Source organism: Streptococcus gwangjuensis, from assembly GCF_028156745.1.
In the GTDB taxonomy this organism is placed as follows: Bacteria; Bacillota; Bacilli; order Lactobacillales; family Streptococcaceae; genus Streptococcus; species Streptococcus gwangjuense_A.
Window position 1 is genome coordinate 12,849 of the sequence record NZ_JAODJG010000026.1, and the last position, 26,356, is coordinate 39,204.

The 26,356-nt window shown below is 41.1% G+C and carries 22 protein-coding genes; 17 read left to right on the forward strand and 5 right to left on the reverse strand.

Features of this window, described 5'->3' with window-relative positions:
* The first annotated feature begins 110 nt into the window (after positions 1 to 110).
* The 11 genes from nagA to pepC all read left to right on the forward strand — a co-directional run bounded on the left by nagA (position 111) and on the right by pepC (position 15,018).
* Entirely contained in the window at positions 111 to 1,262 is a 1,152-nt protein-coding gene (nagA, locus tag N5909_RS01720; RefSeq protein WP_033681181.1) for an N-acetylglucosamine-6-phosphate deacetylase, read from the forward strand.
* Between the two features lie 331 nt (positions 1,263 to 1,593).
* Entirely contained in the window at positions 1,594 to 5,985 is a 4,392-nt protein-coding gene (locus N5909_RS01725) for a PolC-type DNA polymerase III (protein WP_033681183.1), read from the forward strand.
* Between the two features lie 87 nt (positions 5,986 to 6,072).
* Entirely contained in the window at positions 6,073 to 6,597 is a 525-nt protein-coding gene (locus N5909_RS01730; RefSeq protein ID WP_033681186.1) for a DnaA ATPase domain-containing protein, read from the forward strand.
* A 107-nt stretch (positions 6,598 to 6,704) separates the two neighbouring features.
* Complete coding sequence (locus tag N5909_RS01735) at positions 6,705 to 7,655, forward strand: helix-turn-helix transcriptional regulator (RefSeq protein WP_033681187.1); 951 nt, start codon at positions 6,705 to 6,707, stop codon at positions 7,653 to 7,655.
* Positions 7,656 to 7,662: 7 nt separating this feature from the next.
* Positions 7,663 to 8,985: a DUF262 domain-containing protein gene (locus N5909_RS01740; RefSeq protein ID WP_033681188.1), complete on the forward strand. Its 1,323-nt coding sequence runs from the start codon at positions 7,663 to 7,665 to the stop codon at positions 8,983 to 8,985.
* Positions 8,979 to 10,853: a DUF262 domain-containing protein gene (locus N5909_RS01745; RefSeq protein WP_271630699.1), complete on the forward strand. Its 1,875-nt coding sequence runs from the start codon at positions 8,979 to 8,981 to the stop codon at positions 10,851 to 10,853. The genes N5909_RS01740 and N5909_RS01745 overlap by 7 nt, the downstream gene beginning before the upstream one ends.
* Positions 10,854 to 10,926: 73 nt before the next feature.
* Complete coding sequence (locus N5909_RS01750; protein ID WP_000776626.1) at positions 10,927 to 11,079, forward strand: hypothetical protein; 153 nt, start codon at positions 10,927 to 10,929, stop codon at positions 11,077 to 11,079.
* 20 nt (positions 11,080 to 11,099) lie between these two features.
* Positions 11,100 to 12,341 carry an aminopeptidase gene (locus N5909_RS01755; RefSeq protein WP_033681189.1) on the forward strand — a complete coding sequence of 414 codons (1,242 nt, stop codon included), beginning with the start codon at positions 11,100 to 11,102 and terminating at the stop codon, positions 12,339 to 12,341.
* A 9-nt stretch (positions 12,342 to 12,350) separates the two neighbouring features.
* Positions 12,351 to 12,581, forward strand: coding sequence for a GlsB/YeaQ/YmgE family stress response membrane protein (locus tag N5909_RS01760; protein ID WP_000901572.1), 231 nt, complete (start codon positions 12,351 to 12,353; stop codon positions 12,579 to 12,581).
* 268 nt (positions 12,582 to 12,849) lie between these two features.
* The gene (locus N5909_RS01765; protein WP_033681192.1) at positions 12,850 to 13,572 is read left to right on the forward strand and encodes a pseudouridine synthase; all 723 of its coding nucleotides are present in this window, start codon (positions 12,850 to 12,852) and stop codon (positions 13,570 to 13,572) included.
* A 111-nt stretch (positions 13,573 to 13,683) separates the two neighbouring features.
* Positions 13,684 to 15,018, forward strand: coding sequence for an aminopeptidase C (gene pepC, locus N5909_RS01770; RefSeq protein ID WP_033681194.1), 1,335 nt, complete (start codon positions 13,684 to 13,686; stop codon positions 15,016 to 15,018).
* A 53-nt stretch (positions 15,019 to 15,071) separates the two neighbouring features.
* On the opposite strand, the gene N5909_RS01775 is transcribed toward pepC, so the two are convergent.
* From N5909_RS01775 to N5909_RS01795, 5 genes are all read right to left on the reverse strand, one after another.
* Positions 15,072 to 15,983, reverse strand: coding sequence for a PTS system mannose/fructose/sorbose family transporter subunit IID (locus N5909_RS01775; RefSeq protein WP_000136857.1), 912 nt, complete (start codon positions 15,981 to 15,983; stop codon positions 15,072 to 15,074).
* A gap of 14 nt (positions 15,984 to 15,997) precedes the next feature.
* The gene (locus N5909_RS01780; protein WP_033681196.1) at positions 15,998 to 16,810 is read right to left on the reverse strand and encodes a PTS mannose/fructose/sorbose transporter subunit IIC; all 813 of its coding nucleotides are present in this window, start codon (positions 16,808 to 16,810) and stop codon (positions 15,998 to 16,000) included.
* Positions 16,811 to 16,886: 76 nt separating this feature from the next.
* Positions 16,887 to 17,876 carry a PTS sugar transporter subunit IIB gene (locus N5909_RS01785; protein WP_033681198.1) on the reverse strand — a complete coding sequence of 330 codons (990 nt, stop codon included), beginning with the start codon at positions 17,874 to 17,876 and terminating at the stop codon, positions 16,887 to 16,889.
* 246 nt (positions 17,877 to 18,122) lie between these two features.
* On the reverse strand, positions 18,123 to 19,142 hold the full coding sequence (gene adhP / locus N5909_RS01790; protein WP_020901964.1) for an alcohol dehydrogenase AdhP: 1,020 nt from the start codon (positions 19,140 to 19,142) through the stop codon (positions 18,123 to 18,125).
* A 225-nt stretch (positions 19,143 to 19,367) separates the two neighbouring features.
* Positions 19,368 to 20,180 (reverse strand): Cof-type HAD-IIB family hydrolase, encoded by an 813-nt coding sequence (locus N5909_RS01795; RefSeq protein ID WP_033681200.1) that lies wholly within the window; start codon positions 20,178 to 20,180, stop codon positions 19,368 to 19,370.
* A gap of 189 nt (positions 20,181 to 20,369) precedes the next feature.
* On the opposite strand from N5909_RS01795, the gene N5909_RS01800 reads away from it, so the two are divergent.
* From N5909_RS01800 to folK, 6 genes are all read left to right on the forward strand, one after another.
* Positions 20,370 to 21,788 (forward strand): NCS2 family permease, encoded by a 1,419-nt coding sequence (locus N5909_RS01800; RefSeq protein WP_271630700.1) that lies wholly within the window; start codon positions 20,370 to 20,372, stop codon positions 21,786 to 21,788.
* 52 nt (positions 21,789 to 21,840) lie between these two features.
* Positions 21,841 to 22,548 (forward strand): CPBP family intramembrane glutamic endopeptidase, encoded by a 708-nt coding sequence (locus N5909_RS01805; RefSeq protein WP_271630701.1) that lies wholly within the window; start codon positions 21,841 to 21,843, stop codon positions 22,546 to 22,548.
* A 93-nt stretch (positions 22,549 to 22,641) separates the two neighbouring features.
* Positions 22,642 to 23,616, forward strand: coding sequence for a dihydropteroate synthase (folP, locus tag N5909_RS01810; protein WP_033681204.1), 975 nt, complete (start codon positions 22,642 to 22,644; stop codon positions 23,614 to 23,616).
* A gap of 1 nt (position 23,617) precedes the next feature.
* Positions 23,618 to 24,940: a bifunctional folylpolyglutamate synthase/dihydrofolate synthase gene (locus N5909_RS01815; RefSeq protein ID WP_033681205.1), complete on the forward strand. Its 1,323-nt coding sequence runs from the start codon at positions 23,618 to 23,620 to the stop codon at positions 24,938 to 24,940.
* Positions 24,921 to 25,475, forward strand: coding sequence for a GTP cyclohydrolase I FolE (gene folE / locus N5909_RS01820; protein WP_033681206.1), 555 nt, complete (start codon positions 24,921 to 24,923; stop codon positions 25,473 to 25,475). The genes N5909_RS01815 and folE overlap by 20 nt, the downstream gene beginning before the upstream one ends.
* A 43-nt stretch (positions 25,476 to 25,518) precedes the next feature.
* The gene (gene folK, locus N5909_RS01825) at positions 25,519 to 26,331 is read left to right on the forward strand and encodes a 2-amino-4-hydroxy-6-hydroxymethyldihydropteridine diphosphokinase (protein WP_033681208.1); all 813 of its coding nucleotides are present in this window, start codon (positions 25,519 to 25,521) and stop codon (positions 26,329 to 26,331) included.
* The last annotated feature ends 25 nt before the right edge of the window (positions 26,332 to 26,356 follow it).

A 26,356-nucleotide genomic window follows, 5' to 3' on the forward strand; every position in this document is an offset into this window, starting at 1 on the left:
TAAAATATCTCTAGAAAATAGGTCTATACCATTTACAAATAAAAAAGAAAGGTTTATAATGTAATTGACATAATAAATTGTGGAATCAATCTTTTAAGGAGGTTAACATTATGCCTAACTATATTAAAGCGGATCAATTTTTCTACCCACACGGAGTTCGTCGTGGTGGTTACTTGGAACTTGTGGATGGCAAGTTTGGAAAACATGTCGAGCAGATTCCTGAGGGAGCTGAAGTGATTGACTATACAGGCTACAGCATTGCTCCAGGACTTGTAGATACCCACATTCATGGATTTGGTGGTGTGGATGTTATGGATAATAATATCGAAGGAACCCTTCATACCATGAGTGAAGGACTCCTCAGCATGGGGGTAACGAGCTTCTTGCCAACCACTTTGACATCATCTTATGAGCAATTGCTTGCGGTAACAGAAAATATCGGTGCTCGTTATCAGGAAGCAAGTGGAGCCAAGATTCGTGGAATTTATTTTGAAGGGCCTTATTTCACAGAAAAATACAAGGGAGCTCAAAACCCTGCTTATATGAAAGATCCTCGTATGGATGAGTTTCGTGCTTGGCAAAAAGCAGCAAATGGTCTGCTAAATAAAATTGCCCTTGCGCCAGAACGTGAAGGTGTAGAAGACTTTGTTCGTACGGTTACGGGCGAAGGTGTGACGGTTGCTCTTGGGCACTCAAACGCGACTTTTGATGAAGCTAAAAAAGCAGTCGATGCTGGAGCGAGTGTTTGGGTACACGCCTACAATGGCATGCGTGGCTTGACTCACCGTGAACTCGGGATGGTGGGAGCCATGTATCAATTACCTCATACCTATGCAGAGTTGATCTGTGATGGTCACCACGTAGATCCAAAAGCCTGCGAAATCCTTATCAAACAAAAAGGAACTGAAAATATTGCCCTTATCACAGACTGTATGACAGCGGGTGGATTGGAAGACGGCGACTACATGTTGGGAGAATTCCCAGTTGTCGTTGCAAATGGAACTGCTCGTCTCAAATCTACAGGTAACTTGGCGGGTTCTATTCTCAAACTCAAAGACGGTTTGAAGAATGTGGTTGACTGGAACATTGCCTCTCCACACGAAGCAGTTATGATGGCAAGCTTCAACCCAGCTAAATCCGTTCATATTGACGATGTCTGTGGTCAAATCCGTGAAGGCTATGACGCGGACTTTATCGTACTAGATAAAGATTTAGAATTGGTAGCAACCTACCTAGATGGCGTGAAACGTTATCAAGCATAAGATAGAAAGCAGAAGTTAAAGACTGATTTCTTTTCAGGTTTTATAAAGAATCAATTGCACCCCAAAAGTTAGATTTTTTCCGACTAACTTTCGGGGTGTTTTCGTTATGTGTAAAATAGAGCTACATTCTCTGGATAAATTATTTATCTAACTTTTTTGGGGAGGGAGTACTGTTTGGAAGATTTTTTCATTTCCCTAGGTAAATATCCTTAAATGAGGGGTAAGGATATACATAAGAAAATTCTTTGTTGTCTTGAAGTGGCTTCCTTTTGTCTTTAGAAAACACCTCTAAGTATGGTAAAATAGTAGAAGAATAATGTGAGGAAAATGAATGTCAAATAGTTTTGAAATTTTGATGAATCAACTGGGGATGCCTTCTGAAATGAGACGGGCTCCTGCTTTAGCACAGGCTGATATTGAGCGAGTTGTGGTTCATAAAATTAGTAAGGTATGGGAGTTTCATTTCGTATTTTCTAATATTTTACCGATTGAAATCTTTTTAGAATTAAAGAAAGGTTTGAGCGAAGAATTTTCTAAGACAGGGAATAAAGCTATTTTCGAAATCAAGGCTCTGTCTCAAGAATTTTCAAATCAACTCTTGCAGTCCTACTATAAAGAGGCTTTTTCTGAGGGGCCATGTGCTAGTCAAGGTTTTAAGTCCCTTTATCAGAATTTGCGAGTTCGTGCGGAGGGCAATCAACTCTTTATTGAAGGCTCTGAGGCGATTGATAAGGAACATTTTAAGAAGAATCATCTTCCTAATTTAGCGAAACAACTTGAAAAGTTTGGTTTTCCAACTTTTACTTGTCAAGTCGAGAAGAATGATGTGCTGACCCAAGAACAGGAAGAGGCCTTTCATGCTGAAAATGAGCAGATTGTTCAAGCGGCCAATGAGGAAGCGCTCCGTGCTATGGAGCAACTGGAACAGATGGCACCTCCTCCAGCGGAAGAGAAACCAGCCTTTGATTTTCAAGCTAAAAAAGCTGCAGCTAAACCCAAGCTAGATAAGGCGGAGATTACTCCTATGATTGAAGTGACGACTGAGGAAAATCGTCTGGTCTTTGAAGGGGTTGTGTTTGATGTGGAGCAAAAAGTGACCAGAACAGGGCGTGTTTTGATCAACTTTAAAATGACAGACTATACTTCCAGTTTTTCGATGCAAAAGTGGGTTAAGAACGAGGAAGAGGCTCAGAAATTTGATCTCATCAAGAAAAATTCTTGGCTCCGAGTCCGTGGGAATGTGGAGATGAATAACTTCACACGCGATTTGACTATGAACGTGCAGGATGTGCAGGAAGTTGTTCACTATGAGCGGAAGGATTTGATGCCAGAAGGTGAGCGCCGGGTTGAGTTTCATGCTCATACTAATATGTCGACCATGGATGCACTACCCGAGGTAGAAGAGATCGTTGCGACAGCTGCTAAGTGGGGACACAAGGCAGTTGCTATCACCGACCACGGGAATGTTCAATCCTTCCCACACGGCTATAAGGCGGCTAAGAAAGCGGGAATCCAGCTGATCTATGGTATGGAAGCCAATATCGTGGAGGACCGTGTCCCTATCGTCTACAACGAAGTGGAGATGGACTTGTCAGAAGCAACCTATGTGGTCTTTGACGTGGAAACGACGGGGCTTTCAGCCATCTATAATGATTTGATTCAGGTTGCGGCCTCTAAGATGTACAAGGGGAATGTTATTGCCGAATTTGATGAATTTATCAATCCTGGGCATCCCTTGTCAGCTTTTACTACTGAGTTGACTGGAATTACAGATGATCATGTCAAAAATGCCAAACCACTGGAACAAGTTTTGCAAGAATTCCAAGAATTTTGCCAGGATACTGTTCTAGTCGCCCACAATGCGACCTTTGACGTTGGCTTTATGAATGCCAACTATGAGCGTCATGGTCTTCCTAAAATTAGCCAGCCAGTTATTGATACGCTGGAGTTTGCTAGAAACCTCTATCCTGAGTATAAACGTCATGGTTTGGGACCTTTGACCAAGCGTTTTGGTGTGGCTTTGGAACATCACCACATGGCCAATTACGATGCGGAAGCTACAGGTCGCCTGCTTTTCATCTTTATCAAAGAAGTAGCAGAGAAACATGGTGTGACCGATCTAGCTAGACTTAATATTGATTTGATTAGTCCAGATTCTTATAAAAAAGCTCGGATTAAACATGCTACCATTTATGTCAAGAATCAAGTAGGGTTAAAAAATATCTTTAAACTGGTTTCTTTATCCAATACTAAGTATTTTGAAGGGGTGCCACGGATTCCAAGAACGGTTTTAGATGCCCATCGGGAAGGCTTGATTTTAGGATCAGCTTGCTCTGAGGGTGAAGTTTTTGATGCAGTCGTTTCCCAAGGTGTGGATGCGGCGGTTGAGGTGGCCAAGTATTATGACTTTATCGAGGTTATGCCACCGGCTATTTATGCGCCATTAATTGCCAAGGAGCAGGTCAAGGATATGGAGGAGCTCCAGACCATTATCAAGAGTTTGATAGAGGTTGGGGACCGTCTTGGCAAACCTGTTCTGGCTACGGGAAATGTTCACTATATCGAACCAGAAGAAGAAATTTACCGTGAAATTATTGTCCGTAGTTTGGGACAAGGAGCTATGATTAACCGAACTATCGGTCATGGAGAACATGCTCAACCAGCTCCTCTTCCGAAGGCTCATTTTCGAACAACCAATGAGATGTTGGATGAATTTGCCTTCTTGGGAGAGGAATTAGCTCGGAAATTGGTTATTGAAAACACCAATGCCTTGGCAGATATCTTTGAACCTGTTGAGGTTGTTAAGGGTGACTTGTACACGCCTTTCATCGACAAGGCTGAAGAAACAGTTGCTGAGTTGACCTATAAGAAAGCTTTTGAGATTTATGGAAATCCGCTGCCAGATATTGTTGATTTGCGGATTGAAAAAGAACTAACCTCTATTCTGGGGAATGGATTTGCTGTGATTTATCTGGCTTCGCAGATGCTGGTGCAACGTTCCAATGAACGGGGTTACTTGGTGGGTTCCCGTGGATCTGTTGGTTCCAGTTTTGTTGCGACCATGATTGGGATTACGGAGGTTAATCCTCTCTCTCCTCACTATGTCTGTGGTCAGTGTCAGTACAGTGAGTTTATCACGGATGGTTCTTATGGTTCAGGTTTTGATATGCCCAATAAGGACTGTCCAAACTGTGGTCACAAACTCAGCAAAAATGGGCAGGATATTCCGTTTGAGACATTCCTTGGTTTTGATGGGGATAAGGTTCCCGATATTGACTTGAACTTTTCGGGAGAGGATCAGCCTAGCGCCCACTTGGATGTGCGTGATATCTTTGGTGAGGAATATGCCTTCCGTGCGGGAACGGTTGGTACGGTAGCTGCTAAGACTGCCTATGGATTTGTAAAGGGCTATGAGCGAGATTATGGCAAGTTTTATCGTGATGCAGAGGTGGAACGCCTTGCTCAAGGTGCAGCTGGTGTCAAGCGGACAACAGGACAACACCCGGGGGGAATCGTTGTTATTCCTAACTATATGGATGTTTACGACTTTACGCCTGTCCAGTATCCAGCAGATGACGTGACGGCTGAATGGCAGACCACTCACTTTAACTTCCATGATATCGATGAGAACGTTCTCAAACTTGATGTACTGGGACATGATGATCCGACTATGATTCGGAAACTTCAGGACTTATCTGGAATTGACCCTAATGAAATTCCTATGGATGACGAAGGCGTTATGGCACTCTTTTCTGGGACAGATGTGCTTGGGGTAACACCTGAGCAAATCGGAACGCCTACGGGGATGTTGGGGATTCCTGAGTTTGGAACAAATTTCGTACGTGGAATGGTCGATGAAACCCATCCAACGACTTTTGCGGAGTTACTTCAGCTGTCTGGATTGTCCCACGGTACCGATGTGTGGTTGGGGAATGCCCAAGATTTGATTAAACAAGGGATTGCGGACCTATCAACCGTTATCGGTTGTCGGGACGATATCATGGTTTACCTCATGCATGCGGGTCTAGAGCCTAAGATGGCCTTTACCATCATGGAACGGGTACGTAAGGGCTTATGGTTGAAGATTTCCGAAGAGGAGAGAAATGGCTATATCGAAGCCATGAAGGCCAATAAGGTGCCAGAGTGGTATATCGAATCCTGTGGGAAAATTAAGTACATGTTCCCTAAAGCCCATGCGGCAGCCTATGTTATGATGGCTTTGCGTGTAGCTTACTTCAAGGTTCACCATCCCATTTATTACTACTGTGCTTACTTCTCAATCCGTGCTAAGGCTTTTGATATCAAGACCATGGGTGCTGGCTTGGATGCCATCAAGCGCAGAATGGAAGAAATCTCTGAAAAACGCAAGAATAACGAAGCCTCCAATGTGGAAATCGATCTCTATACAACTCTTGAGATTGTCAATGAGATGTGGGAACGTGGGTTCAAATTTGGCAAACTCGATCTCTACCGTAGTCAGGCGACAGAGTTCCTCATCGACGAGGACACCCTTATCCCGCCATTTGTAGCAATGGATGGTCTGGGAGAGAACGTTGCCAAGCAATTGGTGCGAGCGCGTGAAGAGGGAGAATTCCTCTCTAAAACAGAACTACGTAAGCGTGGCGGACTTTCCTCAACCTTGGTTGAAAAGATGGATGAAATGGGCATTCTCGGCAATATGCCAGAGGATAACCAGTTGAGTTTGTTTGATGATTTGTTTTAAAAAATTGCTTATTTTGATCAAGTGGACAAAATATGTCCACTTGATTTGTTATAATTCTCTTAAAAATAATAGAAAAGAGAGTATAATATGGTGAATCAAGAAATTTTAAATTCTAATGTGTCAATTGAAGAGGAAATTTATAATTTTGAAAAAGGCTTGAAAGATGATGGGAATGATTGGACCGGATTCCCACAAATAGACTTAAAAGAAGATTCTCAATGTATTTACATTTGCGGTATTTCAGAGACTGATAGATGGCATTTGTTTTATTATACGTTAACTAAAATAAAACCTGTTACTCCAATAGCATCACTTGCATATTATCGAGTGAGAGATAATTTGATTTTTTCTAAACATAGTCAATGGATGAAACTGCAAATGGGGTATACAGAGTATGATTTGATTTTTCTGGATGGAGTTCAATTTTTGGGAGAGGCTGATCAAAGGGTACAGGAATACTGGATGCAGCGATTCAAAGAGAGTAAGAAAAGAAACAAACTCTTCATTGTATATTCAGACTGCTTACCCGAAGACTTAAAAAATATGCCTGAATCCGTAGTTGAGTTCTTCGAATCTGGCATAGTGGTACAGTTGAAATCATCTAAGGGCTAGTTTATTTTGCTTTAATCGTTTTGAATATAAAGTACTAGTTAGACTATAGAAGTGATAATAATGTACTAGAAATAGTATTGTTTGAATAATATGTAGAAGGACTGGAAATGAATGATCAAGAGAGACTGCTAACGATTTTTTTACGTTTACAGTTTGGGACTCCGTTAGGAAAAAAGCAACTGGCTCAGGAATTTGAGGTTAGTGAAAAGACGATACAGAGAGATTTTTCGCTACTCCGTGATATTTTATCTAGTCACACCAGTTATAGTGGAGATTTACTTTATAACCGTAAAACGAATAAGTATTGTTTAGCAAGTAAGTCAGTTTTTAATAAAAAGGATATTCTCGTTATTTCAAAGATTTTATTGGAAAATCGAGCACTGAATAGACCAGAAATTGCTAGCTTACTACATAATTTACTGGTCTTAGTTCCCCGTGATGATCGGAAAGAAATCGAGCAGATTATTGGAAGTGAAAAGCTGAACTATGCTCCCTTAACGGATCAACAAAATAGAATAGAGAAAATTTGGAATTTATCAGAAGCTATTTTGTATGAACAGGTTCTAGACATTATCTATCAAAAACCTTATTCTGAGTCTTCTAAGAGGCAGACTGTTTTTCCAGTCTCTCTTTATTATGATAGTCATTATTTCTATCTAGTTGTCTACCAGTTGAAACATGCTACTTATATTACTTTAAGAGTAGACCGTATCCAGTCATGGTCTCTTAGTGATATAGAGAAACCCTCTATTTCTTATCGAGATAAATTTAGAGATGGCGACATTCGTAACGAGAGAGTAGATGCTTTTATCGGGAAGAAAATCAGTATTGAAATCGAGTATTTGTACGATCCGACGATTGTGACGGATCAATTTCCAAATGCAAAAATAGTTGGGAAAAATGGCTACTGGACTCATTTTAAGTTTGAGAGTCAGCACACACCGGGGCTTAAACGCTGGTTGCTGGGGCAAGGGGAAGCAGTTACTGTTTTGTCTCCTCGGATTTTAGTAGAGGATATGAAGCAAACAGTTCAAGAAATGATAGATAAATATAGATGAGGATAAAATGACTATTCAATTTACTTCTAAAAAGGTTGGAGAACTATTGAAAGAAGAGAATTTGCGGATTCCTTCTTATCAAAGACCATATAAATGGAACAGAAAACATATCCGTAATCTTTTTTATGATTTACGAGATGCTATGGGAAAAAAGGAATATCAGATTGGTTCCGTTATCTTGCATGAAATCTTGCATGAAAAGGAAAAATACTTAGATATTGTCGATGGACAGCAACGGCTAATTTCTATTTCCTTGTTTCTTCATTTATTAGATGATTTAGAGAATTATAAGGGTGCTAATCAACTGCTGAGTGCTGAATTTGGAGAGCTATCTTGCTATCATGCGAGTGAAAATTATAATGAGTGGGAAAATTTGACTCAATTGGTTGGTGAAAATCAGGCAAAAGATATTTGCAATTTTTTATTGGAAAATTGTTCTGTCTCCGTGATTACTATGCCACAGGAACGATTATCTGAAGCCTTTCAGTTATTTGATTCTCAGAATAATCGTGGAAAATCTTTAGAACCTCATGATTTGCTCAAAGCCTACCATCTTCGCAAGTATGATTCAGAAGATGAAAAGATTGTCGAAAAGTGGGAGCAATTTGTAGAGGATAAAGAGTTAAGTCTCAAAGAGTTGTTTGATAAACATCTTTTCCGTATGAGACGTTGGTCGCGCGGAGAGACAGGATTAACAAACAAACGTTATGGATCTTATCTGCGTTTTACAGAGGATTTTATTGACGATTTTAAAGGCGTTGATTTGAATCAGAACTTTCCATATCTAGAATTGTATCGTCATATTGAAAAATTCCCTCTTTCAATTACTATGCCAATCATTGATGGAAGTACATTTTTTGAATATATTGAATCTGCTCATGGAACTATTAAAGAACATAAAGATTTTTTAAATGCAGAGTTAGGATTTTCTGATGAACCTGAAGGGGAAGAAAAAAATCTAGCTTACCCAGAAGGTATGTTGAACATTTACAATAGCTCAAAGGGACGCTACCTCAAGTGTCACAATATGTTCTTAAATATTTGTTCACTGTTTGCAGAGAGATTTGGAAAAGATGAGCTATCAAATGAGATTGTAGAGACCCTGTTTATTTGGTCTTATTACCCTCGAGTTAAGTCTAAAGCTATATATGATGCAACGGTAGGGAAATACGCTGCTGGTGGAAGTTTTAGACAAAAAGAGGCTCAAAAGCTATTTCAACTTTTATCCCATGCTGTTACTCCGAATGATTTCATGATCAAGATAGATAGAGAATTATTTGAAAATTATACTGTGGACAAGATTATAGAAGAGGAAAAAAATAAATGGTAGAAACACATATAAGCTTATCAGTTAATCGTTTGTTAAATGAAGATACCTATGCTATTCCTCTTTATCAGAGAAATTTTGCCTGGACTTATGATGAAGTTGAGCAGTTATTGAACGACGTAGCAGATGCTTTTCAAGAAAATGCTTTTCAAGAAAATAGAGACAATTACTATATTGGAACATTAGTCGTTAATAAAGAGAATAACATTTTCAAAATCATAGATGGTCAACAACGGACAACAGCCCTTAATTTGATTGCCTTAGCTTTGAAGCATGAGTTTGGTTTTGATAAATTGAAAGCTGTCAATCTTACCTTCCCAGCTAGGCAGAAATCAAATAAGAATATTAAAGATCTATTTGCCAAGCAAGAAATTTCAGAGGACGATGAAAATGAGCTGACTAGAGGTTACAGATATGCTAAAGACGCATTGAAAAAAGTGCTAGAGGAGCGCCGTCTTGATCCTCAGTCTTTCGTTGATTATCTTTTTGAGAATGTCATCATTTTTCGGAGTATACTTCCTGAAGATTTAGATTTGAATCTTTATTTCGAACGTTTCAACTCTCGAGGAGAACAACTAGAGGCTCATGAGATTCTTAAGGCGCAAATGATGGCTAAGTTCGGTACAGATCAAGAAATGGCGCAAAAGTTGGCAAGGATTTGGGATGCCTGTGCAGAGTTTGATAAGCCGGTAATAAAAACTTTTCAAATCCGAAGTAGACCAAACAATACTGATGAAGAGGGGGAGAAAATTTTTGGTAAAGAATTTACTAACTTCAAATTGGAAAGTGTATTTGAGAAAATAAGAGTAAAAAAAATTGAGCAACGAAGTTTACTAGATGCAATTACTCAGACAAAATATGAAAGTAGTAGCTTAGTAAATAATGGAGCAGATATTTCAAATTATACGACTGTAATTGATTTTCCAACATTTTTGCTTCAAGTTTTTTTCATCATGGAAGGAAATGATGAAACTACATTTGATGATAAAAAATTATTGAAAATTTTTGAAATTGAACGACGAGATAGAGAATGGGTCCAACAATTTGGGCAACTACTTCTGACTATGAAGCATATATTTGATACGCTTATCGTAAAAAATGTCCAATTAGAAAATGAAACCGAATGGCAAATCAAACGAGGTAAGTATGAGACATATCAACGAAATGAAAATGGAGGATGGAAATATGTTCGAATTAATTATCAAAACAATACTTTTGACAATTTAAACAAAAATATTATCCTCCTTCAATCCATGTTTGCTGTGACCTTTACTGCTAATCGTGATAGTCGTTGGTTATATGAAATCTTGCAATTTTTGTTTAACCATATTGAAGAGTTAAATCAAGCAGAATTTGGTGCTCGGTTTAAGAATTTTCTTGAGAAAATGGCAGTGAGATATGCTGAGGAAAGATTGTTTACCGAAGATAAAAGTATCAAAAAATATGGGGCAATTCCTGTTTATGCTTTTAACTTTGTAGATTATGTTTTATGGAAAAATCGTGCTGAATTAGAGAAAGAGTACAAGGATATTAATTTTGATCATTTCAAATTTGCATATCGTCGCTCTATAGAGCATTGGTATCCTCAGAATCCAAATGGACATGATGGAGAGAGCCAATTACCTATTGAGTTTTTACATTCCTTTGGCAACCTTTGTATTATTACCGATAGTCAGAACTCCAGGTTTGGCAACTCCTATCCAGAAGCTAAATTAAAACAATGGGAAAAAGAAGATATATTCCATCGTCAGAGTTTAAAATTACAGATGATGGCAGAGATAACTTCTAAAAAAAATAGATGGGATATTGGAGAGATTCAATCTATGGAAAAAGAAGTGGAAAGATATGTACAAAATTTTTGTAATAGCTAATTAAAACAAGCTTCAGTAAGCTTGTTTTTTAAAATACCAATATATGTGATATACTAGTAAGGGAGGATATTTCATGAAACTAAGAATATTCGCGGAAGATAAGCCGGCTGAGAAGGTATTTGAATATCAATTAGAACTTGCTGATCAAACAATTCTTCTATCAACAGCACTCTTGTCAGGTGCCATTGCTTTAGCAGGATTATTCTCTGCTTTGAAAGAAAAATAAAAATAGAAAAGAGAAACAACATGGTTTTACCAAATTTTAAAGAAAATCTAGAAAAATATGCGAAATTGCTGGTTGCGAACGGAATCAATGTGCAACCTGGTCACACTTTGGCTCTCTCTATCGATGTGGAGCAACGTGAGTTGGCTCACTTAATTGTCAAAGAAGCTTATGCCTTGGGTGCGCATGAGGTGATCGTTCAGTGGACAGATGATGTCATTAACCGTGAGAAATTCCTCCATGCGCCGATGGAGCGTTTGGACAATGTGCCAGAATACAAGATTGCTGAGATGAACTATCTTTTAGAGAACAAAGCTAGCCGTCTTGGGGTTCGTTCATCTGATCCAGGTGCCTTGAACGGAGTGGACGCTGATAAGCTTTCAGCTTCTGCTAAAGCTATGGGACTTGCCATGAAGCCAATGAGAATCGCAACTCAATCCAACAAGGTTAGCTGGACTGTAGCAGCCGCTGCTGGACTTGAGTGGGCTAAGAAAGTCTTCCCAAATGCTACGAGCGACGAGGAAGCAGTTGATCTCCTTTGGGACCAAATCTTCAAAACTTGCCGTGTTTACGAAGAAGATCCTGTTAAAGCTTGGGAAGAGCATGCAGCTATCCTTAAGAGTAAAGCTGATATGCTCAATAAAGAACAATTTTCAGCCCTTCACTACACAGCGCCAGGAACAGATTTGACACTCGGCTTGCCGAAAAACCATGTTTGGGAATCAGCTGGTGCTATCAATGCACAGGGCGAAGGATTCTTGCCAAATATGCCGACAGAGGAAGTCTTCACAGCGCCTGACTTCCGTCGTGCAGATGGTTATGTCACTTCTACAAAACCGCTTAGCTATAACGGAAATATCATTGAAGGTATTAAGGTAACCTTTAAGGATGGACAAATTGTGGATATCACTGCAGAAAAAGGCGATCAGGTCATGAAAGACCTCGTCTTTGAAAATGCGGGTGCGCGTGCCTTGGGTGAATGTGCCTTGGTACCAGATCCAAGCCCAATTTCTCAGTCAGGCATTACCTTCTTTAACACCCTTTTCGATGAGAATGCTTCAAACCACTTGGCTATTGGTGCAGCCTATGCAACTAGTGTTGTTGGTGGAGCGGAGATGAGCGAAGAGGAGCTTGAAGCTGCGGGGCTTAACCGTTCAGATGTTCACGTAGACTTTATGATTGGTTCTAACCAAATGGATATCGATGGTATCCGTGAGGATGGGACACGTGTACCACTCTTCCGTAACGGAGATTGGGCAAATTAAGGAGATAATATGTTAGGAAGTATGTTCGTTGGCCTCCTAGTGGGATTTTTAGCAGGTACTCTGACTAATCGTGGAGAGCGAATGGGATGTTTTGGGAAAATGTTTCTAGGCTGGATTGGTGCCTTTATAGGGCATTTGCTTTTTGGGACTTGGGGACCGATAATAGCAGGAACTGCCATTATTCCGGCAGTACTAGGTTCCATGATTGTCTTAGCGATTTTCTGGAGACGAGGAAGTTAATTTCTTAAATCTGATACTCAATGAAAATCAAAGAGCAAACTAGGAAACTAGCCGCAGGCTGCTCAAAGCACTGTTTTGAGGTTGTAGATAGAACTGACGAAGTCAGCTCAAAACACTGTTTTGAGGTTGCAGATAGAACTGACGAAGTCAGTAACATATATACGGCAAGGCGACGTTGACGCGGTTTGAAGAGATTTTTGAAGAGTATGAAACGAAAAGGAGGTTGGTCATTGAGACAGCCTCCTTTTGAGTGTGATATAATAGTGATATGAGATTAGATAAATTTTTAGTTGCCTGCGCTGTGGGGAGTCGGACTGAGGTCAAAAACATGCTCAAGGCTGGGCGCGTGACGGTAAATAGTAAAAAAGAGAAATCAGCTAAATTGCAGATTGATAAAAAAATAGATGAGATTCGCTTTGATGGGCAAGTGCTGGAGTATGAAGAATTTGTCTACTACATGATGAACAAGCCCAAAGGAGTTATCTCAGCGACTGAGGATCCCAAGCACAGAACGGTGTTGGACTTGCTGGATGATATTGCTCGGAGCAAGGAAGTTTTCCCAGTAGGGCGCTTGGATATCGATACGCATGGTCTTTTGCTCTTGACTAATGACGGCAAGCTTGCCCATGCTCTTCTTTCACCCAAGCGTCATGTGGACAAGACTTATCTGGCACAAGTCAAGGGAATCATGACCCAAGAAGATGTGGAGACATTTGCCAAGGGAATTCCTCTCAAAGACTTTACTTGTCAGCCTGCTAAACTGGAACTTGTGTCCATAGATTCAGAAAAGAATCAAAGCCAAATTCGTGTGACCATTGCAGAAGGGAAGTTTCATCAGGTCAAGCGTATGGTGGGCTACTGTGGCAAGGAAGTAGTAGACTTGCAACGTTTGACTATGGGAACGCTAGTATTGGATGAGAACTTGCAGCGAGGAGAATGGCGTCGCTTGACCAAGGAAGAATTAGAGGTTCTCCTTGCTAGTATCGCTTAGTTTGGTTTATATTCGAAAAAGGTGAGGGACAATGTCTTTGCCTTTTATGTTTTTCAGTTGCTTCCTTTGTGAAAAGAGTTATAATAGACTGTAGAATAAAAGGAGGAATCTATGAACGCGATTCAAGAATCATTTACTGATAAACTATTTGCCAACTATGAAGCAAATGTCAAATACCAAGCGATTGAAAATGCTGCCAGCCATAATGGAATTTTTGCAGCTCTAGAACGTCGTCAGAGCCATGTAGACAATACACCTGTTTTCTCATTGGATTTGACCAAGGACAAGGTAACCAACCAGAAAGCGTCTGGTCGTTGCTGGATGTTTGCAGCTCTCAACACCTTCCGCCACAAGCTCATCTCACAATACAAACTGGAAAATTTTGAGTTATCACAGGCCCACACCTTCTTCTGGGACAAGTATGAGAAATCAAACTGGTTCTTGGAGCAAGTCATTGCGACTGCAGACCAAGACTTGACCAGCCGTAAGGTTAGCTTCCTACTTCAAACTCCACAACAAGATGGCGGTCAATGGGATATGGTCGTTGCCCTCTTTGAGAAATACGGTGTCGTGCCTAAGTCAGTTTACCCTGAGTCTGTTTCATCTAGCAGTAGTCGTGAGCTCAATGCCATTCTCAACAAATTGCTTCGTCAAGATGCTCAAATCTTGCGTGACTTACTCGCTTCTGGCGCAGACCAAGCGACTGTTCAAGCTAAGAAAGAAGACCTCTTGCAAGAAATCTTTAACTTCCTTGCTATGTCATTGGGTCTTCCACCACGTCAGTTTAACTTTGCTTATCGCGATAAGGATAACAACTACCAAAGCGAAAAGGACATTACACCACAAGAGTTTTACAAGAAATATGTCAATCTTCCTCTAGAGGACTATGTTTCTGTTATCAATGCTCCAACTGCTGATAAACCATACGGCAAATCGTACACAGTTGAGATGTTGGGGAATGTGGTTGGTAGCCGTGCAGTTCGTTACATCAACGTGCCGATGGATCGCTTGAAAGAATTGGCAATTGCTCAAATGCAAGCAGGTGAGACTGTTTGGTTTGGTTCTGATGTCGGTCAGCTCAGCAACCGTAAAGCTGGAATCCTTGCGACAGATGTTTATGACTTTGAATCAAGCATGGACATTAAACTTACTCAAGACAAGGCTGGACGTTTGGACTACAGTGAGAGCTTGATGACCCACGCCATGGTCTTGACAGGTGTGGATTTGGACGAAAATGGCAAGTCAACCAAGTGGAAGGTTGAAAACTCATGGGGAGACAAGGTCGGTACTGATGGTTACTTCGTTGCCTCAGACGTTTGGATGGACGAATACACATACCAAATCGTTGTTCGCAAAGAATTGCTGACAGCAGAAGAACAAGCTGCTTATGAGGCAGAACCAATCGTGTTAGCACCTTGGGATCCAATGGGAGCTTTGGCTGAATAAAAGCATAGAAAAAGGAATCAGGTTTAGAACCTGGTTCCTTTTAAGTTGCTTGATTACATGATACCGAAGAAACGAGCTGCGATACCTACTGCAAAGAGTGCAAGGATGATTGAGATTGGTGATACTTTTTTCTTAAGCAACCACATGCAAAGGAAAGTAAGGAGAAGTCCCATCAATCCTGGAATCAATGAGTTCAACTGACCTTGCAGGGTTTGTGGTTGAACGCTATCCAAGCTCAATCCACCAAGTGCTTGACCAAGGATACCTTTCAATTCAGCACCTGATACAGGTCCTTCTGGGAATTTGATGTAGGCACCTTCAGCCAATTGTTTACCAGGAAGGTTAACAGTGAAGTTAATCGATACCCAACGTTGTACAAGAACGGCAAGGATGAACATACCAAGGATAGAAGCACCTTTAGTGATGTCTTTCAAGATACCACCAGACATATCTTTAGTGATTTCAGATCCAGCTTTGTAACCAAACTCTTGTGTGTACCATAGGAAGGCCATACGGATCGCATTCCATCCGAAGAAGAAGAGAAGTGGCCCAACTAAGTTACCAGATGCAGCAAGTGATGCACCAAGAGCTCCAAGGATAGGACGAACTGTAAACCAGAATACTGGGTCACCGATACCAGCAAGAGGTCCCATCATACCGATTTTAACCCCTTGGATAGCAGCGTCATCGATTTCAACACCGTTAGCGCGTTCTTCTTCAAGTGCAAGAGTAACCCCCATGATAGGAGCAGCTACGTATGGGTGAGTATTGAAGAACTCAAGGTGACGCTCAAGAGCAGCAGCTTGGTCTTCTTTAGTAGTGTACAATTTTTTGATAGCTGGGATTAATGAATAAGCCCAACCCAAGTTTTGCATACGTTCGTAGTTCCAAGAACCTTGAAGGAATTGTGAACGCCACCAAACTTTTTTACGATCTGATTTTGATAATTGAAGTTTTTCAGTCATGATTGTTCCCCTTTCTAGTAGTCTTCTAGGATATCACCGATTGGGTCGTTAGAAGTCGCAGCTCCTCCGCCACCGTTACCACCTTGTTTTGAAAGGTTAAGGTAGATGAAGGCAAGGGCAACACCGATTACACCAAGTGCAATCAAAGTCAATTGAGAAATGGCAGCAAAGGCAAAACCGAGTGCGAAGAATGGCCATACTTCACGAGTTGCCATCATGTTGATAACCATAGCGTAACCAACGGCAACGACCATAGCACCACCTACAGCCATACCACCATTCAACCAGTCTGGCATTAATTTAAGAGCATCTTGAACGGCAGAAGCAGGGATAGCGATAAGGAAGGCAGCAGGGATAGCAATACGAAGACCTTGAAGAAGAAGTGCGATAAAGTGAGCACGTTCAACAGCTGCAATATTTCCTTCTTTAGCAGCTGCGTCTGCAGTGTGAACCAAACCAACTGAGATTGTACGAACAATCATTGTCAAGAAAAGTCCAGCTACGGCAAGAGGGATAGCTGTTGCTGTTGCAACGGCGATACCTTCAGTAGTAAAGTTACCACCTTTGATCAAGATGATTGCTGCGGCAACAGATGCAAGAGCAGCGTCAGGAGCTACGGCAGCTCCGATGTTTGCCCAGCCAAGGGCGATCATTTGAAGTGATCCACCAAGCATAACCCCTGCTTCAAGGTTACCTGTTACAAGACCGATAAGGGTACATGCGACGATTGGTTGATGGAATTGGAATTGGTCGAGGATACCTTCAAGACCTGCAAGGAAGGCAACAACTACAACCAAGATAGCAGAAATAATTGAAATATCTGACATGGTTTTATTCCTTTTCTATTTTATGATAATAAAGTGAAAAATTTTCTTTGAATTCTTCGATAGTTATTGATGTCTATTATTGAACGTTGGCTTTGTTAATCAAATCAAACAAATCTTTTTTGGTGTCGTTTGGTACTTTACGTACGTCAAATTCAACACCGAGGTCACGCATTTTTTCAAATGTTGCAACGTCGTCTTTATCCATAGACAAAACGTTGTTGACCATTGTTTTACCTGTTGAGTGAGCCATTGATCCTACGTTAAGGGTCTTGATTGGCACGCCACCTTCGATTGCACGAAGGGCATCTTGAGGTGTTTCAAACAAGATAAGGGCATGTGTTTCTCCAAAGCGTGGGTCTTTTGAAACCTCGATCAATTTTTGAATTGGAACCACATTGGCTCTGACATTATTTGGAGCTGCTTGTTTAATCAATTCTTTACGAAGGTCGTCGTTGGCGACATTGTCTGAAGCAACGATGATACGGTCTGCTTTTGAATCTGGAGTCCAAGCGGTGGCAACCTGACCGTGAAGGAGACGAGTGTCCAGACGGGCAAGGTTAATCTTGAGTTTTCCATCTCCGATAACAGTTCCTTCTGGGATAGCAGCTTGGGCAACTGGAGCAGCTGCAGCACTTGCAACTTCCTCAGCTGGATTTAGCTCTTCTGGAAGAGCTTTGATGCCATCTTTGGCTTCTTTAATAATATTAGCAGCGACTTTTTCTACACCTGCAGCAGCGTCCATCAGGCGCTCTGTATAGGCTTGAATCAACATCGGTAAGTTAAGTCCTGTGATGATAGCAAACTTACGCTCAGGATTTTCTCCCATCACGCGGCTAGCTTGGTTGAATGGAGATCCACTCCAAAGGTCAGCCAAAACTAGAACCTCATCTTCTGCGTCAAATGCAGCAACAGCGTTATTAAACTTAGCGTATAGATCATCAGGACCTTCATTTGGCATAAAGGTTACAACTTGAACCTTTTCTTGTTCACCAAAGATCATAGATCCTGACTGATGAATACCCGCAGCAAATTCGCCGTGGCTCGCAATAATGATTCCGATACTCATTATTGTCATTCCTCCTTTTTGTTGTTTCAGTCTTCATTTAAGAAAACTTTAAGACTAAATAAGTATAAACCGTTTTCATATAAAAAGCAACTATTTGATATAAAATATTCAAGAAAACATTTAAATAGTGTATTTAATGATATTGATATAATAAGGTTTCAAGAAGACATAGTAATTTTTGATATTAAAATTTAATATAAAAAAGTTGGAAGCGCATTCCAACTTTTAAAATAGGTTTTTATTAAATTAGTGGGTGAAGTCGAGTACCATACGTCCTTGGATTTGACCTTTTTCCATTTCGTCGAAAACGGCTACCGCATCTTCTACTGGACGTTTTTGGACAACTGGGACTACCAAACCTTCTGCACCAAATTGGAAGGCTTCTTCCAAGTCTTTACGAGTTCCAACCAGAGAACCGATGACTTGGATTCCATCTAGAACGGTTTTCACGATGCTGAGTTCCATCATTTCAGAAGGAAGACCAACAGCAACCACGCGACCACCAGCACGAACTGAGTCAACAGCCTGGTTGAAGGCAACTTTAGATACAGCAGTTACGACAGCTGAATGAGCTCCGCCATCTGTTTTTTCTTTAATAAGTCCTGGTACATCTTCAACTTCTAGACCGTTAATCACAATATCAGCGCCTACTTCTTTTGCAAGGGCAAGTTTGTCATTGTTGATATCAACTGCGATGACATGAGCATTGAATACTTTTTTAGCATATTGAACAGCTAGGTTACCAAGTCCACCAGCACCGTAAAGGACAACCCATTGACCTGGTTCAACTTTTGCTTCTTTTATAGCTTTATAGGTTGTTACACCAGCACATGTGATAGAAGAAGCTTGGGCTGGATCAAGTCCGTCAGGAACTTTGACAGCATAGTCTGCAGTTACGATACATTGTTCAGCCATACCACCGTCTACTGAGTAGCCGGCATTTTTCACTGTACGGCAAAGGGTTTCGCGGCCAGTAGTACAGTATTCGCAAGTGCCACATCCTTCAAAGAACCAAGCAACGCTGACGCGGTCGCCGACTTTAAGGCTTTTTACATCTGGGGCAATTTCTTTAACGATACCAACACCTTCGTGACCTAGAACACGTCCTGGTACTTGACCAAAGTCACCATGGGCAACGTGGAGGTCAGTGTGGCAAACACCACAGTATTCAATTTCTACAAGTGCTTCTCCAGTTTCAAGTGGACGGAGTACTTTTTCTTCAACAGCAACACCAGTGCTTTCTGGATTTACAACAACAGCTTTCATAGCTATCCTCCTTGATATTAACTGAGAGCAGGAGAAACAGGACTGGATTGATTTTGTGTCAACAGAGTCGAGTGTGACTAGCTCTCTTGTATTTTATATGTGAATTATATCACAAAAGAAAGCCTTTTCCAAGGTTTTGGAGGCAAAAAGTAGAACAATCGATTAACTGGTTGATGAGACTGTGAAAAGAGCACAAAGACCAGCTTGCAAGCTGGTCAGAATGGACTATAAGAATAAATCTTGCAGGGTTTTGGCAACCCCGTCTTGGTCATTTGTCAAGGAAATTTGCTCATCTGCATAGGGGAGTAGCTCAGGATTGGCATTTTTCATGGCATAACCTTTCCCAGCAAAAGCGAGCATTTCGGTATCATTGTGTTCATCTCCAAAGGCAATCAAATCCTTTTTGTCGCGGTTCATTACCTTGAGCAAGTAGTCCAAGGCGAAGGCCTTATTGACTCCTTTTGGGGTACACTCAAGGATATTGAGCGGACCACCCCAAGTATTAATAGAAAGTTGATGCTGGTAGAAGGCATTCATTTCTTTTGCCAAGGCATACTTGTCACTAGCTCTGGTCTGCAACAGAATACAGTTAGGATCCTTGGTTACCAACTCAGGCTGAAATTGATCTTCAGGCTGGAAAGCTTCCACACCAAATAGTTTGGGATTGGCAATTTCTTCATTAGGATTTGTAATGTAGAATTTTTTACGATATTCTCCAGCGATAAAATCGGCTTGAATGTCCTCTGAACGTTGAACCATGTCTAGCAGATATTTTTTGTCTACAGTCAAACACTTTTCAAAGTCCCAAATTTTGTCTGGCAAATGAGTGAGAGAGCCGTTAAAATTAATCATAGGAGTGTCTAAGCCTAATTCACAGTAGAAATCTTTTGACATGCGGTAAGGACGACCTGTCGTAATAATAACCTGATGCCCTTTTTCAGTAACTTTTTTAATAGTTTCTTTGGTAAAGTCAGAAATCTGACTGTCTGAGTTGAGCAGGGTTCCATCTAGGTCAACTGCAATAATTTTTTTCGTCATATAAACCTTTCTAGTGTCTTTCCAGATAAGATGTCTACTATTATAACAAAAAGCAGGCAGAAAAGCAGATTCTAAACAAAAAATGAAATTCCATCAATTTCTTAAATAAATCAAACAAAGATATTGAAAAAGTGAATGATAAATGATATAATACAAATATTGTTCGTAAAAATTAAAAGGAGATTGATAATGGACAAATTATTTAAACTAAAAGAGAACGGTACAGACGTTCGTACGGAGGTTCTCGCTGGTTTAACAACTTTCTTTGCAATGAGCTATATTCTCTTTGTAAACCCACAAATTCTTTCGCAAACAGGAATGCCTGCTCAGGGTGTATTCCTCGCAACGATTATCGGTGCAGTTGCTGGTACCCTGATGATGGCCTTCTACGCCAACTTACCTTATGCTCAAGCACCAGGTATGGGTCTTAACGCCTTCTTTACATTTACAGTTGTATTCGGGCTTGGTTATTCATGGCAAGAAGCCTTGGCTATGGTCTTCATCTGTGGAATTATCTCATTGATTATTACCTTGACAAATGTTCGGAAAATGATCATTGAGTCAATTCCAACTGGTTTACGTTCAGCCATCTCAGCTGGTATCGGTGTTTTTCTTGCCTACGTAGGTATTAAGAATGCTGGACTTTTAAAATTTACAATTGATCCGGGGAACTATACAGTTGTAGGAGAAGGTGCTGACAAGGCGCAAGCAACAATTGCGGCAAATGCTTCAGCAGTTCCAGGATTGGTTGATTTCAATACTCCATCAGTTTTAGTTGCTCTTGCTGGTATTGCTATTACGATTTTCTTTGTTATTAAAGGAACTAAAGGTGGAATCATTCTCTCTATCTTGACAACGACCGTTTTAGCTATTGCTGTTGGCTTGGTTGATCTTTCGACTATTGATTTTTCAAATAACCATGTTGGTGCCGCAGTAGAGGATTTGAAAAAAATCTTTGGTGCAGCGCTTGGTTCAGAAGGTATGGGTGCATTGCTTTCAGATACGGCTCGTTTGCCTGAAACCCTTATGGCTATTCTTGCTTTTTCATTGACAGATATTTTCGATACTATTGGTACCTTGATTGGTACAGGTGAAAAAGTTGGTATCGTAGCTACAAATGGTGAAAATCATCAATCAGATAAGTTGGACAAAGCTCTTTATTCTGACTTGATTGGTACTTCAATAGGTGCTATTGCAGGGACTTCAAACGTAACAACTTACATTGAGTCTGCTGCAGGTATCGGAGCAGGTGGACGTACTGGTTTGACAGCCTTGGTTGTGGCTATCTGTTTTGCGATTTCAAGTTTCTTTAGCCCACTTCTAGCTATCGTGCCTTCATCTGCTACAGCTCCAATCTTGATTATTGTTGGGATTATGATGCTTGGTAGCTTGAAAAATATCCATTGGGATGATATGGCTGAAGCGGTTCCTGCCTTCTTCACATCTATCTTTATGGGATTCAGCTACTCTATCACTCAAGGGATTGCAGTTGGTTTCTTGACTTACACCTTGACTAAGCTTGTCAAAGGTCAAGCTAAAGATGTTCATGTAATGATTTGGATTTTGGATGCCTTGTTTATCCTTAACTACATCAGCATGGCCTTATAATAGGGTAACCCAGGGGGATTTTCCCCCTTTTTGAATACAAAGGAGATAGGTGATGAAAGTGAAAAATATGTGGAAAGAATTATTGAATCGTGCAGGTTGGCTGTTAATCTTTTTTCTGGCGACAATTTTATATCAGATTCCTATAGGGGTTACTGCTATTTTAACTTTAAATGAAGTACCACTGTTGCAGTCAGGACTGATAGTTGCTGGTATTTCGATTGTGGTTCTGGTGCTATTTATTATTGGAGCTCGTAAAACGCAGTTGGCAAGTTTTAATTTTTCTTTTTTTAGAGCTAAGGATTTGGCACGATTGGGATTAAGTTATTTAGTCATTATCTGTTCAAATATACTTGGTTCTATCTTGTTACAACTGTCAAATGAGACGACAACAGCTAACCAGTCTCAGATTAACGATATGGTTCAGAATAGTTCGTTGATTTCCAGTTTCTTCTTGCTGGCCTTGCTTGCTCCAATTTGTGAGGAAATCTTGTGTCGTGGAATTGTTCCTAAAAAGATTTTCCGAGGCAAGGAGAACTTGGGATTTATAGTAGGTACGATTGTGTTTGCTTTATTGCACCAACCAAGTAATTTACCTTCTTTATTGATTTATGGAGGTATGTCCACGGTTCTATCTTGGACGGCTTACAAGACCCAACGTTTGGAAATGTCTATCTTACTTCACATGATTGTTAATGGGGTTGCTTTCTGTTTGTTGGCTCTTGTGGTGATCATGAGTCGGACATTAGGGATTTCTGTTTAAGATTTTTGACAATTGCTTACTTGTTTCTACTGGGAAAAAGATGAATGCAATCGTGTCCATCTTTTTCTTTTTATGGTAAAATAGAGAAATAATATGATGAAAAGCCTTGAGGGAGTGACCGATATGTCAAGTAAAGCTAATCATGCAAAGACAGCTATTTGTGGAATTATCAATGTAACCCCAGACTCCTTTTCGGACGGTGGTCAATTTTTTGCTCTTGAGCAAGCGCTCCAGCAGGCTCGTAAATTGATAGCAGAAGGAGCCAGCATGCTCGATATTGGCGGAGAATCAACTCGGCCGGGAAGTAGCTATGTTGAAATAGAAGAGGAGATCCAGCGTGTTGTTCCAGTGATTAAAGCTATTCGCAAGGAAAGTGATGTCCTCATCTCCATTGATACTTGGAAAAGTCAGGTAGCAGGGGCCGCATTGGCTGCTGGTGCCAATCTAGTCAATGATATTACAGGCCTCATGGGTGATGAAAAAATGGCCCATGTGATTGCTAATGCTGGAGCGAAAGTGGTCATCATGTTTAATCCTGTTATGGCTCGACCTCAGCATCCTAGCTCGCTTATATTTCCTCATTTTGGCTTTGATCAAGCTTTTACAGTAGAAGAGATAGCTGACTTTGAAAAATTGCCAATCGAAGAGTTGATGGAGGCTTTCTTTGACAGAGCTTTAGCGAGAGCAGAGGAAGCTGGGATTGCACAGGAAAATATCCTGTTGGATCCAGGAATTGGCTTTGGGCTGACCAAGAAAGAAAATCTGCTTCTTTTACGGGACTTGGATAAACTACATCAGAAAGGCTATCCAATCTTTCTTGGAGTTTCGCGCAAGCGGTTTGTCATCAATATCCTAGAAGAAAATGGTTTTGAAGTCAATCCTGAGACAGAACTTGGTTTCCGCAATCGAGATATGGCTTCGGCTCATGTAACCAGTATTGCTGCGAGACAGGGTGTAGAAGTGGTGCGCGTGCATGACGTAGCTAGTCATAAGATGGCAGTTGAAATTGCCTCCGCCATTCGTCTGGCTGATGAAGCGGAAAATATAGATTTAAAACAATATAAATAAGATGAAAGAAATTGAAAATAATCAGTGGATTGCTAACTACTGGGCGGACCAGCCGCATTTTGGTTTGGAACGAATGGTGGAACTATTAGCTTTGCGTGGCAATCCCCATCTAAAACTCAAGGTCATCCATATCGGAGGGACCAATGGCAAGGGGTCTACCATTGCTTTTTTGAAAAATATGCTAGAAAAGCTAGGGATGAGAGTTGGTGTTTTCAACTCCCCCTATCTCATTCATTACACAGACCAGATTAGTATCAATGGGGAATCCATTCCCGAGGCTAGACTAGAAGCCCTCATGGCAGACTATCAGTCTTTGCTTGAGGGGGAATCGGCTGCCAAGTTGCAGGAGACAACCGAGTTTGAGATTATCACAGCCATAGCCTATGATTACTTTGCCTCAGAGCAAGTAGATGTGGCCATCATGGAAGTCGGCATGGGTGGACTCTTGGATAGTACCAATGTCTGCCAGCCAATTTTAACAGGCATTACGACAATTGGGCTGGATCATGTAGTCCTACTTGGTGACACCTTGGAAGCCATAGCAGAGCAGAAAGCTGGTATTATCAAACAAGGAATTCCCTTGGTGACAGGTCGTATCGCTCCAGAAGCTTTGACTGTGATTGACCGCATTGCGGAAGGGAAAGATGCGCCGAGACTTGCCTACGGGGCAGATTATCAGGTTGGTCATCAAAAGAGTGTGATGACAGGGGAAGTCTTTAATTATACTAGTTCTCTCAGACAAGGTCGTTTCCAGACTGGCCTGCTTGGTTTGCACCAGATAGAGAATGCTGGGATGGCCATAGCTTTACTTGATACTTTTTGTCAAGAAGAGGGTCGAGAGCTAGCAAGCAATCACTTGCTTGCTCAAGCCTTGGAAGAAACAAGTTGGCCGGGTCGTTTGGAAGTTGTGTCTAGAGACCCCTTGATGATTTTGGATGGGGCCCACAATCCTCATGCCATCAAGGCTTTAGTAGCAACCTTGCAAGAACGCTTTGCGGATTATCATAAGGAAATCCTCTTTACTTGTATCAAAACCAAGGCTTTGGAGGATATGTTGGACTTGCTGGGGACCATGCCAGATACCGAGCTTACCCTGACACATTTTGACGATAGTCGGGCGACGGATGAAAGCGTGCTGAAAGAGGCAGCTAAGTCTAGAAATCTCAGCTTCCAAAGTTGGCAGGATTTTCTAGAGCAGAAATTTACAGATAAAAAAGAAGAGAAAAAAACAGTTAGGATTGTCACGGGTTCCTTGTATTTCTTGAGCCAAGTGAGAGCCTATCTGATGGAGAGGAAGAACGAGAATGGATACACAAAAGATTGAAGCAGCAGTAAAAATGATTATCGAGGCTGTCGGAGAGGACGCTAACCGCGAGGGCTTGCAGGAAACACCTGCTCGTGTGGCTCGTATGTACCAAGAGATTTTTTCAGGTCTTGGTCAAACAGCGGAGGAACATTTGTCAAAATCCTTTGAGATTATTGATGATAATATGGTGGTAGAAAAGGATATCTTTTTCCATACCATGTGTGAACACCACTTCTTACCATTTTATGGGAAAGCGCACATTGCCTATATTCCAGATGGCCGTGTGGCAGGTTTGTCTAAGCTAGCTCGAACGGTTGAAGTTTATTCGAAAAAACCACAAATTCAAGAACGTTTGAATATCGAAGTGGCCGATGCCTTGATGGACTACCTAGGTGCTAAAGGAGCCTTTGTTGTCATTGAGGCGGAACATATGTGTATGAGCATGCGTGGTGTCAGAAAACCAGGAACTGCAACCTTGACAACAGTAGCTCGTGGTTTATTTGAAGCAGATAAGGACCTTCGAGATCAGGCTTATCGTTTAATGGGACTATAAAAAAGAATCCGCTTTGGGTGGATTTTTCTAGAAAGGAATCATTATGGATCAACTGCAGATTAAGGATTTGGAAATTTTTGCCTATCATGGTCTTTTTCCTAGTGAGAAAGAATTGGGGCAGAAGTTTGTTATTTCCGCAATCCTATCCTATGATATGACCAAGGCGGCTACAGACTTGGATTTAACAGCCTCTGTCCATTATGGGGAATTGTGTCAGCAGTGGACGACTTGGTTTCAGGAAACAACTGATGACTTGATTGAAACGGTAGCCTATAAACTGGTAGAGCGTACCTTTGAAACTTATCCTCTTGTCCAAGAAATGAAGTTGGAACTGAAAAAACCTTGGGCACCGGTGCATTTGCCACTAGATACTTGCTCGGTAACCATTCATCGCCGCAAGCAACGGGCCTTTATCGCCTTAGGAAGCAATATGGGGGATAAGCAAGCAAACTTGAAACAAGCCATTGAGAAACTGCGATCTCGTGGTATCCATATTCTCAAAGAGTCCAGTGTCTTGACGACGGAGCCTTGGGGTGGTGTGGAGCAGGATAGCTTTGCTAATCAAGTGGTTGAGGTAGAAACATGGCTACCTGCCCCAGTTTTATTAGAGATCTTGTTAGATATTGAGTCAGAGATGGGACGGGTGAGAGAAGTGCATTGGGGACCTCGTTTGATTGATTTGGACTTGCTCTTTGTGGAGGACCAGGTCATTTATACAGACGACCTTATCTTGCCTCATCCTTACATAGCAGAACGTCTTTTTGTCCTTGAGTCCTTACAAGAACTTGCACCTCATTTTATCCATCCTACCTTAAAGCAACCTATCCGCAACTTGTATAATGCTTTGAAAAAATAGAAAAACTCTAGTTTTCAGTCACTTG

Bases quoted from the DNA above. Each gene is read 5' to 3' on its own strand.
- N5909_RS01745 (WP_271630699.1), top strand. From the start codon at position 8,979: ATGGTAGAAACACATATAAGCTTATCAGTTAATCGTTTGTTAAATGAA.
- N5909_RS01750 (WP_000776626.1), top strand. From the start codon at position 10,927: ATGAAACTAAGAATATTCGCGGAAGATAAGCCGGCTGAGAAGGTATTT.
- N5909_RS01725 (WP_033681183.1), top strand. From the start codon at position 1,594: ATGTCAAATAGTTTTGAAATTTTGATGAATCAACTGGGGATGCCTTCT.
- N5909_RS01760 (WP_000901572.1), top strand. From the start codon at position 12,351: ATGTTAGGAAGTATGTTCGTTGGCCTCCTAGTGGGATTTTTAGCAGGT.
- N5909_RS01735 (WP_033681187.1), top strand. From the start codon at position 6,705: ATGAATGATCAAGAGAGACTGCTAACGATTTTTTTACGTTTACAGTTT.
- N5909_RS01765 (WP_033681192.1), top strand. From the start codon at position 12,850: ATGAGATTAGATAAATTTTTAGTTGCCTGCGCTGTGGGGAGTCGGACT.
- nagA (WP_033681181.1), top strand. From the start codon at position 111: ATGCCTAACTATATTAAAGCGGATCAATTTTTCTACCCACACGGAGTT.
- N5909_RS01800 (WP_271630700.1), top strand. From the start codon at position 20,370: ATGGACAAATTATTTAAACTAAAAGAGAACGGTACAGACGTTCGTACG.
- adhP (WP_020901964.1), bottom strand. From the start codon at position 19,142: ATGAAAGCTGTTGTTGTAAATCCAGAAAGCACTGGTGTTGCTGTTGAA.
- folK (WP_033681208.1), top strand. From the start codon at position 25,519: ATGGATCAACTGCAGATTAAGGATTTGGAAATTTTTGCCTATCATGGT.
- pepC (WP_033681194.1), top strand. From the start codon at position 13,684: ATGAACGCGATTCAAGAATCATTTACTGATAAACTATTTGCCAACTAT.
- N5909_RS01780 (WP_033681196.1), bottom strand. From the start codon at position 16,810: ATGTCAGATATTTCAATTATTTCTGCTATCTTGGTTGTAGTTGTTGCC.
- N5909_RS01775 (WP_000136857.1), bottom strand. From the start codon at position 15,983: ATGACTGAAAAACTTCAATTATCAAAATCAGATCGTAAAAAAGTTTGG.
- N5909_RS01785 (WP_033681198.1), bottom strand. From the start codon at position 17,876: ATGAGTATCGGAATCATTATTGCGAGCCACGGCGAATTTGCTGCGGGT.
- N5909_RS01815 (WP_033681205.1), top strand. From the start codon at position 23,618: ATGAAAGAAATTGAAAATAATCAGTGGATTGCTAACTACTGGGCGGAC.
- N5909_RS01755 (WP_033681189.1), top strand. From the start codon at position 11,100: ATGGTTTTACCAAATTTTAAAGAAAATCTAGAAAAATATGCGAAATTG.
- N5909_RS01795 (WP_033681200.1), bottom strand. From the start codon at position 20,180: ATGACGAAAAAAATTATTGCAGTTGACCTAGATGGAACCCTGCTCAAC.
- N5909_RS01740 (WP_033681188.1), top strand. From the start codon at position 7,663: ATGACTATTCAATTTACTTCTAAAAAGGTTGGAGAACTATTGAAAGAA.
- N5909_RS01730 (WP_033681186.1), top strand. From the start codon at position 6,073: ATGGTGAATCAAGAAATTTTAAATTCTAATGTGTCAATTGAAGAGGAA.
- folP (WP_033681204.1), top strand. From the start codon at position 22,642: ATGATGAAAAGCCTTGAGGGAGTGACCGATATGTCAAGTAAAGCTAAT.
- folE (WP_033681206.1), top strand. From the start codon at position 24,921: ATGGATACACAAAAGATTGAAGCAGCAGTAAAAATGATTATCGAGGCT.
- N5909_RS01805 (WP_271630701.1), top strand. From the start codon at position 21,841: ATGAAAGTGAAAAATATGTGGAAAGAATTATTGAATCGTGCAGGTTGG.